A 13,219-nucleotide genomic window follows, 5' to 3' on the forward strand; every position below is an offset into this window, starting at 1 on the left:
CCGCTCAGGACGCCTTGTCTGTCAGCTGGCCATGCCGGCGAAGAACGCGCCGGTAATGAGGCCGATGATCATTGCCATGAGCACCTGCCCGAGCGCCGCGGCCACAAACGTGGTGCTGACGCCCGCTATGAAGAGCATCAGGAGCAGACTTACCCATAGCCGGTGAGCGGTGATCGACGCCCCCGAGGCTGGAGACGGACCGGCGATCGCTGCCCGGTTCTGCCTTCGGATCATTGACTGCCTCCTCCATCCATGAGTCAGCCACAAACATACACCGGTAGTGAGCTGAATCACAGCGAGGTCTGATGTTGCCACACTGCGCCCGATCACGGCGGTAAGCGCAGGCCATAGTGTTTTCGACGACGTCGAACGGGTGACGTGGAGGTAGAACTTTGGCGTTCTCACCGGGCCACTTCGCCCAGCCGTAGCCGGCGTCGGTGATGCCCGCCGCACCCGTTGGCGGGGTGGCCGCCCGTTATGAGGTAGGTTTTTGACGGTCGCATCGGGGAACTCGGGTTCCGCCGCGGCGAGCGACATGGCAACTCGACTGCCATGGGTCTTGAATGGAAGAAGCGAAAAGGGCAGGGGGCGCGCCGTGGTTTACCGGCTGGTGAAGCGCTTCTGGATCCCACTGGTTCTTGTGGTCGTGGTCGCGCTCGGCGCCTATGCCATCCTGCGTATTCACGGGTCCGGAGGACCGCGAGCGCCGAAGCCGGCGGAGGGGTCTGGGATTACCGCCAACTTCAACCCGAAGCACATCACGTACGAGATCACCGGTTCCGGTGGCACCGCGAACCTCAACTACCTCGACGAGAACGGTCAACCCCATCTCGTCGAAAACACGCCGCTGCCTTGGTCATTCACGATCGTGACGACGCTGCCGTCGATGTCGGCCAACATCATGGCTCAGGGTGACCGAAACGTCAGCGACCTGCGCTGCCGGGTCACGGTCGACGGCAACGTGCGCGACGACCGGAGGAGCACCGACTTGGTCAAACCGTTCATCTACTGCTTGGTGAAATCCGTATGAGCATCCAGCACTCGACTCCCCATCGCCCGTTCTTGGGACGGATGGTCCGGATCTTCTCGCTGCCGATCATCGTGTTCTGGGCACTCGTGGCGGTCGGCCTGGGCATCCTGGTCCCCTCCCTCGACGAGGTCGCGGCAAGCCGGTCGGTACCGATGAGTCCGACCGGTGCGCCGTCCTACCAAGCGATGCTGAACATCGGCAAGGTCTTTCAGCAGTACGACTCGGATTCTTCGGCGATGGTCGTGCTCGAGGGGAAGGACAAGCTCGGCGACTCCGCGCACAAGTTCTACGACGAGATCGTCGCCAAGCTGAAGGCCGATCACCAGCATGTGCAGAACGTTCAGGACTTCTGGAGTGATCCGCTAACCGCGGCGGGCTCGCAGAGTGTGGACGGCAAGTCCGCGTACGTGCAGATCTTCCTCAACGGCTCGCAGGGCACCAGTGAGAGCCACGAGTCGGTGGCCGCTGTTCGTCACATCGTCGCTTCGGTGCCAGCGCCTCCAGGTATCAAGGCCCACGTCGCCGGCAACAGCGTGCTCAACGCCGACACTCAGGTCGCCGGGCATCAAAGCATGGCGACGATGGAGCTCGTGTCGGTAGCCGTCATCATCGTGATGCTGCTCGCCATCTACCGGTCGGTCGTGACGATGCTGGTGTCCATGGTCATCATCGGGCTGGAACTCTTTGCCGCGCAAGGCATTACCGCCGCAGCGGGTTACCTGCACATCATCGGTCTGACCCCGTACGCGGTGAGCATGGTGACCATGCTGGCCCTGGCTGCCGGAACAGATTACGTGATCTTCCTGCTCGGCCGATATCAAGAGGAAAGATCGAAGGGCCTCGATCGCGAAGAAGCGTTCTACGTGGCCTACCACGGTGTCTCGCACGTCATCCTGGGTTCGGGCTTGACGATTGCCGGTGCCACGATGTGCCTGAGCTTCACCACACTGCCGTACTTCAACACCATGGGTTTGCCATGCGCGATTTCGGTCTTGGTGATCATCGCCGCGGCGCTGACGCTGGCACCGGCGATTCTCACCGTGGGGTCCAAATTCGGTTTGCTCGACGCCAAACGCGACCTCTCGGCACGGGGTTGGCGCAAGGTCGGCACCACTGTCGTTCGGTGGCCGATCCCGATCATCTTTGTGACCGCCATGGTCGCCGTCATCGGTTTCATCAGCCTGCTGACCTATGTGCCGCAATACAACGACCAAAAGTTCACCCCCGCCAACATGCCGGCCAACCTCGCGATGGGCGTCGCGGAACGCCACTTTTCCCAGGCTCGGATGAACCCGGAATTGTTGATGCTGGAGGCCGATCACGACCTGCGAAACCCCGCCGACATGCTCGTCATCGACCGGGTCGCCAAAAACGTGGCACACATGCGGGGCATCGACCGGGTCCAGACACTGACCCGCCCACTGGGTTCGCCGATCGAGCACAGTTCGATCCCGTTCATGCTCGGTGCGCAAAACGCCGGCACCCTGCAGAGCGCCAAGTTCAACAACGACAACTCGGCGCAAATGCTCGAGCAGGCGGACGAGATGAGCAGGACGATCGCCAACATGGAACGCATGTACGCCATCACCAAGGAGATGACTGAGACCACACACAGCATGGTCGACCGCACCCACGAGATGGTGGCCACCACCAATGAATTGCGCAACAACATCGCCGATTTCGAGGATTTCTTCCGGCCGATGCGCAGCTACTTCTATTGGGAGAAGCACTGCTATGACATCCCGATCTGCTGGTCACTGCGCTCCATCTTCGACACCATCGACGGGATCGACGCACTCGCCGACCAAATACAAGGCCTCACCACCGATTTGGATCGTTTGGATCATTTGCTGCCGCAGATGTTGCCGGTGCTGCAGAACACCATCAGCTCGATGGCAAAGATGCGCGACTTCATGATCGCCACCCACAGCACCATGGCCGGCACCCAGGCCCAGCAGCAGGAACTGGCCAAAGGCGCAACCGAGATCGGCCTGTACTTCGACCAGGCCAAGAACGACGACTTTTTCTACCTGCCACCGGATGTGTTCCAGAACCCCGATTTCAAACGTGGCCTCAAGATGTTCGTCTCGCCCGACGGCAAAGCGATCCGCTACATCATCACCCACCAGGGCGACCCGGCCTCCACCGAAGGCATCGCACACGTCCGCGACCTGAAAGGTGTCGTCGCGGACGCCGTCAAAAACACGCCACTGTCCAATGCCAAGGTTTCGCTTGCCGGCACCGCATCGATGTACTCCGACATGCAGGACGGCATCAAGACCGACCTGATGATCGCTGTCATCGCTTCGATGATCCTGATCTTCGCGATCATGTTGGTGATCACGCGCAGTCTGGTTGCGGCACTGGTGATCGTTGGCACCGTGGCCGCATCGCTGGGCACCGCGTGCGGGCTGTCCGTGCTGTTGTGGCAGGACATCCTGGGCTTAGGCGTGCAATGGATCGTGATCCCGCTGTCCATAGTGATCCTGCTGGCGGTGGGCTCGGACTACAACCTGCTCGTGGTCTCGCGCCTCAGAGAGGAGATCCACGCGGGACTCCATACCGGCATCATCCGCGGCATGGGAGCAACCGGACGAGTCGTCACCGCGGCCGGGATGGTGTTCGCGTTCACCATGATGTCAATGATCGTCAGCGACCTGCGCGTCATCGGCCAACTGGGCATGACCATCGGCATCGGCCTGATCGTCGACACGCTGATCGTGCGGGCGTTCATGACCCCATCGATCGCTGCGGCACTGGGCCGCTGGTTCTGGTGGCCGATGAACACCTTCAAAATCGTGCAGAGGATCCGCCCCGGGCACGATTCCGACGACAGCACCGCGCCAATCCCACGGCTCTCAACCCCATGAGTGCAACCCGAACGTCTGGCCGGCCGTCGACACCACCGTCAACGGCCGGTCGACCCGGGTGTATGGCCGAATCCCAGTCCAAACTCCGCCAACGCACCAACGGGCGCCTGGACCGCTCACGTGATCCCGCAATCCTCAACGCGGCCTTGGAAATTTTGGCCGAACATGGCTACGACGCCACCAACATGAACGCCATCGCCGCACGGGCCGGTGTCGGTAAAGCCGCCATCTATCGCCGCTGGTCATCCAAGACGGCACTACTCACCGATGCGTTGGTCTATTGGCGGCCGGATCTGTTGGACGACGACCCGCCCAATACCGGCAGCCTATCGGGTGATCTGCAGGCCCTCGTCGCGCGCGTGGCCCACCACGACGACGGCCTCATCTCCAATGAGCTAATCCTGCGCGTCGCGTTGGAGGCCGCTCACGATCCCGATCTGGCTTGCGCGCTCGACGATTTGATTCTCTTCAAGGGCCGCCGCGTGATGCCGGCCATTTTCGCCCAGGCCGCCGACCGCGACGAGATACCCCGCGACCGCGATTGGTTACTGGTCGCCGACGTGATCGTGGCGATGGGCCTGCTGCGGGCCGTGGGCGGACAGACCTTCGACGCCGATTTCGTCCGGCAGGTCATCGATACGCTGGTGCTACCGGCGGTCACCTACCCCTCGGGTGCTGCCAGGCCCGATCGCCGATAACTCGCGCCGGGATGGTTGTCGGGCATCGCGGCCGTCCCGAACCGTGGCCGAAAGGCGTTGGTGGTCAAGCGATTCAGCCATCGCGCGTCAACGACGATGAGCGGACCGTCTTCGACATCGACGGTCCGCCCCCGGCACGCCCGTCGGGCTAGTTAGCCTTCCAGCTTGTAGCCCAGCCCGCGCACGGTCACCAGGTGCACCGGGTTGGCCGGGTCGGCTTCGATCTTGGAGCGCAGCCGCTTGACGTGCACGTCGAGCGTCTTGGTGTCGCCGACGTAGTCGGCGCCCCACACCCGGTCGATCAGCTGGCCGCGGGTCAGCACCCGGCCACTGTTGCGCATCAGATACTCGAGCAGGTCGAATTCCTTGAGCGGCAACGTGATCGTGTCACCGTTGACCGAGACGACGTGGCGTTCGACGTCCATCCGCACCGGGCCGGATTCGAGCACGCCGTCGCTGATCTCGGAGTCGTCGTCACCGCCGCGGCGCAGCACCGCCCGGATCCGCGCGATCAGCTCCCGCGCCGAATACGGCTTGGTCACATAGTCATCGGCGCCGAGCTCGAGGCCGACGACCTTGTCGATCTCGCTGTCCCGGGCGGTCACCATGATCACCGGCACGCTGGACCGCGCGCGCAGCTGCTTGCAGACGTCGGTGCCCGACATTCCGGGCAGCATCAGGTCGAGCAGCACGATGTCGGCGCCGCCCCGGTCGAACTCGGCCAGCGCGGCCGACCCGTCGGTCACCACGGTGGCCTCGAAACCCTCCTTGCGGAGCAAGAAGGCCAGCGGGTCGGCCAGCGACTCCTCGTCCTCGACAATCAGCACACTGGTCATCGGCGCGATTCCTCCTCATCGCTACGCTCTGCATCGTCATACGCGCGGGTCATCGGCGCGATTCCTCCTCATCGCTACGCTCTGCATCGTCATACGCGCGGGTCATCGGCTTAGTTCTTCCTCTCGTTGGGAACGGTTGGGCCGCACCTCACGACCCTGCAGTTGCTCGGATTCGCCGTCGCTCCGATGCGACGGCGCCGCCGGAATGGACAGGGTGAACGTCGATCCGGTGCCCGGCTTGCTCCACACCCCGATGGTGCCGTTGTGATTGGCCGCGACGTGCTTGACGATGGCCAGGCCAAGGCCGCTGCCGCCGGTGGCGCGTGAGCGCGCCTTGTCTCCCCGGAAGAACCGCTCGAAAACCCGCTCCTGGTCTTCCAGCGCGATGCCGATGCCGCGGTCGGTGACGGCGATCTCGATGTTGTCGCCGCGGCGGCGACGGCTGATCGACACCGGCGAGCCCGGCGGCGAATAGGCGATGGCATTGGACACCAGGTTGGCCAACGCGGTGACCAACAGCGTCTCGTCGCCCAGCACCCGCAAACCGCTGGGGGCGTCGGTCCGGACCTCGATGTTGGCGTTGTCGGCCGCCACCTTGTGGCGCGAAATCGCTTCGTTCACAACACTATCCACGTCGACCTCGGTGACGTTGGTCAACCGCTCGGCGCCCTGCAGCCGGGACAGCTCGATCAGCTCGGCAACCATGTCGCCCAGCCGGTTGGCCTCGACCAGCACCTTCTCGGCGAACCGGCGCACGGTCTCGGAGTCGTCGGCCGACGCCAGCAGCGCCTCGGCGAGCAGCGCCATGGCCCCCACCGGCGTCTTGAGCTCGTGGCTGACGTTGGCCACGAAGTCGCGCCGGGTCGCCTCCATCCGGGCATAGTCGGACTGGTCGTGGGCGAACACCACGGCGAACCGGCGGTCTTCCTCGCTGAGCAACCGCGCCTGCCCGTGCACCGACAGGCCGGACCGGCCCCCGGACCGTTTTGCCGGCCGCAGGTCGAATTCCACGTCGACACCGGTCAGCGCCTGCTGCGCGGCCTCCCAGGCCTGGTCATCGAGCTGGCGGTCGCGCACCAGGCCCAGCTCCTTGGCCCGGTCGTTGAGGTAGACGACGTCGCGGTGGGCGTCCACCACCGCCGCGCCCAGCGGCATCAGCGCCACGATGCGTTCCAGCATCTGCGCGACGGTGATCCCGGTCCATTCGGTGCTGATCCGCTGGCGGCGCTGCGCCGCCCGCGGGGACAACCGGGTCCCGACCGCCACACCTGCGGCCAGTGCCAGCACGGACAAGACCCCGGCCAGCAACAGTGCCGAGAACACAGTCACATAGCAAATCCTACAAATCTTCCTGAACGCTGCCCTAGCGGAACGAGGCCAAAATCGGACAAGTCACGCCTTGCGTAACAGGTGTTCTGCTTCCGTTCACGCGCTGTTTGGGAAATGGGGCTTTCGGCTGCACCCCTGGGCAGCCTCCCGGCGGGCTTCGACGCCTCAGCCGCGCCCCTGGCTGGCAACCGCGGCGGCGCCGGCGGCGGCCGCCTCGGGGTCGAGGTAGGTGCCGCCGGGGACCAGCGGCCGCAGCCGGGCGTCCAAGTCGTAGCGCAGCGGGATGCCGGTCGGGATGTTCAGCCCCACGACGTCGTCGTCGGACATCTGATCGAGGTGCTTGACCAGGGCGCGCAGCGAGTTGCCGTGCGCGACGATCAGCACCGTCTTGCCGCTGCGCAGGTCCGGGACGATGACGTCGGTGAAGTACGGCAGGAACCGGACGACCACGTCGGCCAGGCACTCGGTCAGCGGCCCGCCGCCGATGTCGGCGTAGCGCGGATCGGCGTCCTGGCTGTAGGTGCTGCCCCGCTCGATCGGCGGCGGCGGCGTGTCATAGCTGCGTCGCCAGGCCATGAACTGCTCCTCGCCGTAGCGCGCCTTCGTCTCGGCCTTGTCCAGGCCCTGCAGCGCCCCGTAGTGGCGTTCGTTGAGCCGCCAGCTGCGCCGCACCGGGATCCACAGCCGGTCCGCGGCATCGAGGGCCAGATGCGCGGTGGTGATCGCGCGGCGCAGCAGCGACGTGTAGAGCACGTCGGGCAGCAGGCCCTGCTCGGCCAGCAGCTCGCCGCTGCGCACCGCCTCGGCGCGGCCCTTGTCGGTCAGCCCGACGTCCACCCAACCGGTGAACAGGTTCAGCGAGTTCCATTCGCTTTCGCCGTGGCGCAGCAGTACCAGCGTGGCAGTCTCACCCATGCCGGTTAGTCTCTCACGCACCCGAAAAGCGCTGCCGGGCGTGGCCACCCGGGCTAACCCTCGTCGTCGTCGATCAGATGAGCAAAGGCCTGCAGGTTCTTCAGCGACTCGCCGCGCGACACCCGCCACTCCCACTCTTTCTGGATCGACGAGCGAAAACCCAACTCCAGCAACGTGTTGAAGTCCGAGTCCACCGCTTCGAGCACCTGCCCGAGCACCCGGTCGATCTCGTCGCCGCTGACCGACGCCAGCGACATGCGGCCCACCAGGTAGATGTCGCCGACGTTGTCCAGGGTGTAGGCCACGCCGTAGAGGCGGCGGTTGCGTTTGAGCAGGAACCGGTACACGCCCTCGTGGTTCTCGTCCGGTTTGCGGCACACGAACGCCTCGACCCGCACCGAGTGCTCGCCGACGCTCAGGATGGTGTTGGTCTTGAGCTTGCGCTCGCCGGGCAGTTCCACCACCAGGCCCGACGGACCGCCATGCGCCCCAGCGTGTTTCGAGTAGGTCAGGCCGCTGGCCTGCAGCGTGTCCTCGATCACCCGCTCGACGGTGGCGCTCATGCGCCCACCCCCCGGCGCTCGGTCGTGTACTCGCGGATCGCGCGCCGGTAGCTGGCCAGCAGCGCGTCGGTGGTGTGGTCCCAGGAGAAGGTGGCGGCGTGCGCGGCCGCCGCGCGGCTCATCGCCGCGGCCGCCGGGGCGGGCGCGCGCAGCAGCCCGGCCAGCGCGTCGGCCCAGTGGTCGACGTCGTGCCCGGCCACCAGGGTGCCGGTGACGCCGTCGCGCACGGCCACCGGCAGCCCGCCGACCGCGGCCGCCGCCACCGGGGTGCCGCACGCCTGCGCCTCCAGCGCCACCAGGCCGAAGGACTCCGAATAGCTCGGCACCGCAACAAGATTGGCCGCCTGGAACAGAGTGGCCAGGTTCGGGCGGGACTGCGGGGGCAGGAACGTGACCCGCGCGGAGATGCCGAGTTCGTCGGCCAGCAGGGCCAATCCGTCCGGCGAGGCCAGGCCGGTGCCCGACGGCCCGCCGGCCACCACGATGCGCACCCCGGGCAGTTTCGCAGCGGCACGCAACACGATGTCGGGGGCCTTCAGCGGCTGGATGCGGCCGACGAACGCCACGATGTCCTCGTCGAGCGGCAGCCCCAGCGCGGCCCGGGCGGCGCGACGGTCGCCGGGCCGGAACACGTCGAGGTCCACCCCGGGATGCACGACGTCAATCCTGGCCGGGTCGGCGTGGTGGATCGAAATCAGTTGCCGCGCTTCGTCGTCGGTGTTGACGATCAGCCGGTCGGCCTCGTCGACCACCTGCTGCTCGCCCACCGTGCGCAGCGGCGGCTCGGGCGAATCCCCTTGCGCCAGCGCGGCATTCTTCACCGCGGCCAGGGTGTGCGCGGTGTGCACCAGCGGCACCGCCCAGCGGTCGCGCGCCAGCCAGCCGACCTGCCCGGACAGCCAGTAGTGCGAGTGCACGATGTCGTAGTAACCCGGCTCGTGCGACGCTTCGGCGCGCAGCACCCCGGCCGCGAACGCGCACAGCTGGGTGGGCAGATCGTATTTGTCCAGGCCCTCGAACGGCCCGGCCACCACGTTGCGCACCACCACGCCGGGCACCACCCGCTGCACCGGCGGGTCGGCCGAGGCGGTCGCCCGGGTGAAGATCTCCACCTCGATGCCGCGGCGTGCCAGGTGCAGGGCGGTCTGCAGCACGTAGACGTTCATGCCGCCCGCGTCGCCGGTGCCGGGCTGGGCCAGTGGCGAGGTGTGGACCGCCAGCACGGCGACCCGGCGCGGCTCATTCAGCCGGAAGACGTCATCGTGCCGCACTCTGTCATCTTTACAGGATGGTTCGCCGCCGGGCCCAAGTGCGCAGCACACGGCGGCGTCGGGTCAGGCCGACGACTCGTCCCGCGCGACCTCGCGCAGCCGGGCGTCCAGCGCCCCGGCCCGCCGCATCGCGCTCAACGGATCGGCGTACAGCCCGCTCAGCGACACCGTTCCGGCGCCGGCCTCCTGCACCCGGTTGCCGAAGGCGGTGAGCCGGATGTCGCGCGGCCCCAGCACCGAGCGCGCCGCGAACGCCGCCTCCACCTGCTCCATCGCCTCGGGGTACTCGGTGAAGGCCTGCCCGCCGACCACCAGCTCGTCGGGGTTGAGCATGTCGCGCAGCAGCGCCACCGCCTCGCCCAGCACGCGGCCCCGCTCCGCGAGCAGCTCCCTGGCCTGCTCGTTGCCGGCCCGGGCCACCCGCAGCAGGTCGGCGATCCCGGCGGCGGATCCGCTGGCCCGGTTCGCCGGGGCGAACGGCAGGATGCGCAGCTGGCGGGCGACGGCCACCACCGCCTCGTCGCTGACGGTCGATTCCAGCTGCCCGGTGCCGCCGAGCAGCTCGGAGTGCGCCGGCAGGGTCGCAATGGTGCCCGGGCCGCTGGTCGGCACGTGCACCCGCCCGCCGATCACCAGCGCATAGCCGACCGTCTCGCGGGCGTACACGTACAGGCTGGTCGGCGAGCTGGGCAGGAACCGGCGCATGCCCAGCAGCAGCTCGGCCCCGGCCATGGCGTCCACGTGGGAGGCCACCGACACGGGCAAGCCCAGCGCGTCGGCCAGCACCTGGCCGACCGGCGCCTGCCGCCAGCCCAGCCGCGGGTGGTCCACCTGGCCGGTGGCGCTGTCGACGGTGCCGCCGATCGCGACGCCGATCCACAGCGGCCGCCGGCGGTGCCAGCGTCGCAGGTAGCGGCGGGCGCTGTCGGCCAAGGACGCCAGCGCGGGCCCGGCCGGGTTGCGCGGCGTGGGCGTCTCGACCGTGTCCAGGGTGCGGCCGAACAGGTCGGTGGCCACGATGCTGGTGGTCCGCGCGCCGATGTGGATGCCCAGCGTCACGAACGGCTCGTGGTTGACCTCCACCGGCACCCGCGGGCGCCCGATGGCGCCGGAGACCGCCAGGTCGGCGCGCTCGCGCAGCAGGCCGGCCTCCAGCAGCGCGATGACCTGACGGTTGACCGTGGCGATGCTCAGCGAGGTGACGTTGGCAATGACGTCACGGCCGACGGGTCCACGCAGCCGGACGGCCCGGAAGACGGAGGCCGCCGCGGATTCGGGGATGTGCAGTGCCGGCGGCACGATCTGCCGGCGCACCGCGCGGTGGGGCTTGGGGCCGGGCGCGTGGCCCACGGCGCGACCGGGCGAATGATGGGGATGGGTGAGGGTATTCGTGCGCACGAGCGTCCTTTGTCCGAATTTTGCTGGCCGTCTTGGCCACACCTGGCATGGGGTCAGGAGCGGCAAAGTGCGCAGCAACAACACGCACCCGCCGCGCACAGACACGCGGCGGTGGTGATGTTGGACAGAGCGCTGAGGTGCACACGCAAAATTTAGCACGTTCACTAAGGTTGTTTCGATGGTTGGAACTGGCAGGAATGAACGCGTCGCGGTGGTCACCGGGGCCAGCTCGGGAATCGGCGAGGCAACCGCCCGAACCCTGGCTGCACAGGGCTTTCACGTCGTCGCCGTGGCGCGGCGGGCCAAGCGGATCCACGCCCTGGCCAACGAGATCGGCGGTACCGCCATTGTGGCCGATGTCACAGACGACGCCGCGGTGGCGGCGCTGGCGAGCAAATTGAGCCGGGTCGACGTGCTGGTCAACAACGCCGGCGGGGCTCGCGGCCTGGAACCGGTCGCTGAGGCCGACCTCGAGCACTGGCGGTGGATGTGGGAGACCAACGTGATCGGCACGCTGCGGGTCACCCGCGCGCTGCTGCCCAAGCTGGTCGATTCCGGCGACGGACTGATCGTCACCGTGACTTCCGTTGCGGCACTTGAGGTTTACGACGGCGGCGCCGGCTACACGGCTGCCAAGCACGGGCAGGGGGCGTTGCACCGCACGCTGCGCGGCGAGCTGCTGGGCAAGCCGGTGCGGCTGACCGAGATCGCCCCGGGCGCAGTGGAAACCGAGTTCTCGCTGGTGCGCTTCGACGGCGACCAACAACGCGCCGACGCCGTCTACACCGGCATCACCCCGCTGGTGGCGGCCGACGTGGCCGAGGTGATCGGGTTCGTCGCGTCACGACCAGCGCACGTCAACCTGGATCTGATCGTGATGAAGCCGCGCGATCAGGCGTCGGCCAGCCGGTTCAACCGCCGGGGGTAGCCGGGCCGGTGCTGGCCGGCGTGGTCGTCGACGTGGTCGGCGTGCCCGACAGGGTGGGCGCGTTGGACGGCGTGACCGGCGCGGTCACCGGGATCTGGGTCGACGGCGGGTGCGCGGTGGGCGGCGGCAACGCCGACATGGCCACCCAGGTGTCCCAGTCCACCGCCCAGTCCCAGATGTCGCCGTCGGCGTAGGACAGCTGGATGGAGCTGCCGGTCACCTCCACCGGGTCGCCGTAGATCGCCGACTGGTAGTACTGCTCGGCGTCGCTGGTGGACAGGTTGATGCAGCCGTTGGTGACGTTGGTGTTGCCCTGCGCGCCGGCGCTGGCCGGGTTGGCGTGGATGAACTCGCCGTTGTTGGAGATCCGCACCGCCCAGCGTTCGTGCACGTGGCTGTAGCCGGCCGCCGGGTTGGACATGTAGAAGTCGGCGTACTTCTCGCTGACCACGTGGATGCCGTTGCGGGTGACGTTGCGGGCCTTGTCGGCCTCGCCGTAGCTGCACGGGAAGTCCATGATGACGCCCTCGTCGCGGATCACCTGGATGCGGTGCGAGGACACCTCGGCCTTGACGATCTGGCGCCGGCCGATGTTGATGTTCAGCGAGATGTCCTCGGCGCCGTAGGCGCCGTCGCCGAACGGCAGGCCGTACAGCTTGGCCTGCACGTTGACGGTGGTGCCGGCGGGGTAGTACTCGCGGGTGCGCCAGTGCGCCCGGGCGCCCTGCGCCTCGTCCGGCAGCCAGGCCCAGCTGCCCTCCACGGGCGGGTTGGTGGTGACGGTGAGCGCCTTCTCGACCGCGGCCTTGTCGCTGATCGGCGCGTCGAACTGCAGGATGATCGGCGCCGCGATCCCGACGGTCTGGCCGTCGGCCAGCTGGAACGCCCCGCTGATCTTCTTGCTGGGCGACACGGTGCTGAACTTGCCCGCCACGGCGACGGTCTTGCCGTCGTGCCCGACGGCCGAGCCGCTCCACGTGTAGGTCTGGTCGTAGCCGAGCGGCTCCGTGGTGGTGTAGACGGTGCGGTCGGAGTTGAAGGTGCCCGCGACGGCCTTGCCGGACGAGTTCGACAGCGTGACGTGCTGGAACCACCCGTCGCTCACCTCGACGCTGACCGGCGCGGTGGGCACCACGTTCTGGGCCGCGTCGGCGGGCTGGTACTTCAGCCGCAGCGCCGGCTGCTCCTTCTTCTCGGCCTCCTTGGCGGTGCCACCACCGCAGGCGGCCAGCACGCCGGGGGCCAGCGCACCGATCCCGAGGGTCGCCAAAGCCACGCGCCGGTTGAACGGCCGCGGGGCGCTGGACGGGGTCACGAAAATCAAAGATACCGGGGAAAATCGGGCAACCCTGCCGCGACAAATCGGGCGCCGGGCGCGCGT

General features: G+C 67.5%; 12 protein-coding genes. 4 read left to right on the forward strand and 8 right to left on the reverse strand.

Features of this window, described 5'->3' with window-relative positions; genetic code table 11:
- Nucleotides 1-21: 21 nt before the first annotated feature.
- Nucleotides 22-234: a hypothetical protein gene (locus tag H7I87_RS23720; protein ID WP_134796631.1), complete on the reverse strand. Its 213-nt coding sequence runs from the start codon at nt 232-234 to the stop codon at nt 22-24.
- Nucleotides 235-607: 373 nt separating this feature from the next.
- Between H7I87_RS23720 and H7I87_RS23725 the strand changes: the two genes are divergently transcribed.
- The 3 genes from H7I87_RS23725 to H7I87_RS23735 all read left to right on the forward strand — a co-directional run bounded on the left by H7I87_RS23725 (nt 608) and on the right by H7I87_RS23735 (nt 4,598).
- Nucleotides 608-1,030, forward strand: a complete 423-nt coding sequence (locus tag H7I87_RS23725) for an MmpS family transport accessory protein (RefSeq protein WP_033724818.1) — start codon at nt 608-610, stop codon at nt 1,028-1,030.
- Nucleotides 1,027-3,900, forward strand: a complete 2,874-nt coding sequence (locus H7I87_RS23730; RefSeq protein ID WP_033724731.1) for an MMPL/RND family transporter — start codon at nt 1,027-1,029, stop codon at nt 3,898-3,900. Before H7I87_RS23725 ends, H7I87_RS23730 begins: the two co-directional genes overlap by 4 nt.
- A 62-nt stretch (nt 3,901-3,962) precedes the next feature.
- Entirely contained in the window at nt 3,963-4,598 is a 636-nt protein-coding gene (locus H7I87_RS23735; protein WP_023862177.1) for a TetR/AcrR family transcriptional regulator, read from the forward strand.
- A 152-nt stretch (nt 4,599-4,750) separates the two neighbouring features.
- Here the strand turns inward: H7I87_RS23735 and regX are convergent, their stop codons facing one another.
- The 6 genes from regX to H7I87_RS23765 form a co-directional block, all read right to left on the reverse strand.
- Nucleotides 4,751-5,434, reverse strand: coding sequence for a two-component sensory transduction protein RegX (gene regX, locus H7I87_RS23740; protein WP_007768263.1), 684 nt, complete (start codon nt 5,432-5,434; stop codon nt 4,751-4,753).
- Between the two features lie 102 nt (nt 5,435-5,536).
- Nucleotides 5,537-6,763 (reverse strand): sensor histidine kinase, encoded by a 1,227-nt coding sequence (locus H7I87_RS23745; RefSeq protein WP_085989655.1) that lies wholly within the window; start codon nt 6,761-6,763, stop codon nt 5,537-5,539.
- A gap of 165 nt (nt 6,764-6,928) precedes the next feature.
- Nucleotides 6,929-7,678 carry a phosphoglyceromutase gene (locus H7I87_RS23750; RefSeq protein WP_003873722.1) on the reverse strand — a complete coding sequence of 250 codons (750 nt, stop codon included), beginning with the start codon at nt 7,676-7,678 and terminating at the stop codon, nt 6,929-6,931.
- Nucleotides 7,679-7,731: 53 nt separating this feature from the next.
- Nucleotides 7,732-8,241, reverse strand: a complete 510-nt coding sequence (locus tag H7I87_RS23755; protein ID WP_003873723.1) for a type III secretion system chaperone family protein — start codon at nt 8,239-8,241, stop codon at nt 7,732-7,734.
- Nucleotides 8,238-9,512, reverse strand: coding sequence for a D-inositol-3-phosphate glycosyltransferase (gene mshA, locus H7I87_RS23760; RefSeq protein ID WP_011726181.1), 1,275 nt, complete (start codon nt 9,510-9,512; stop codon nt 8,238-8,240). Before mshA ends, H7I87_RS23755 begins: the two co-directional genes overlap by 4 nt.
- A 63-nt stretch (nt 9,513-9,575) precedes the next feature.
- Nucleotides 9,576-10,862 carry an ROK family protein gene (locus H7I87_RS23765; protein ID WP_003879307.1) on the reverse strand — a complete coding sequence of 429 codons (1,287 nt, stop codon included), beginning with the start codon at nt 10,860-10,862 and terminating at the stop codon, nt 9,576-9,578.
- 226 nt (nt 10,863-11,088) lie between these two features.
- On the opposite strand from H7I87_RS23765, the gene H7I87_RS23770 reads away from it, so the two are divergent.
- On the forward strand, nt 11,089-11,838 hold the full coding sequence (locus H7I87_RS23770) for an SDR family NAD(P)-dependent oxidoreductase (RefSeq protein ID WP_011726182.1): 750 nt from the start codon (nt 11,089-11,091) through the stop codon (nt 11,836-11,838).
- Here H7I87_RS23770 and H7I87_RS23775 read toward each other — a convergent pair.
- Nucleotides 11,822-13,201: a L,D-transpeptidase gene (locus tag H7I87_RS23775; protein WP_170924260.1), complete on the reverse strand. Its 1,380-nt coding sequence runs from the start codon at nt 13,199-13,201 to the stop codon at nt 11,822-11,824. The genes H7I87_RS23770 and H7I87_RS23775 overlap by 17 nt on opposite strands.
- Between the last annotated feature and the right edge of the window lie 18 nt (nt 13,202-13,219).

It is taken from the genome of Mycobacterium timonense, from assembly GCF_025821985.1.
Lineage (GTDB): Bacteria > Actinomycetota > Actinomycetes > Mycobacteriales > Mycobacteriaceae > Mycobacterium > Mycobacterium avium.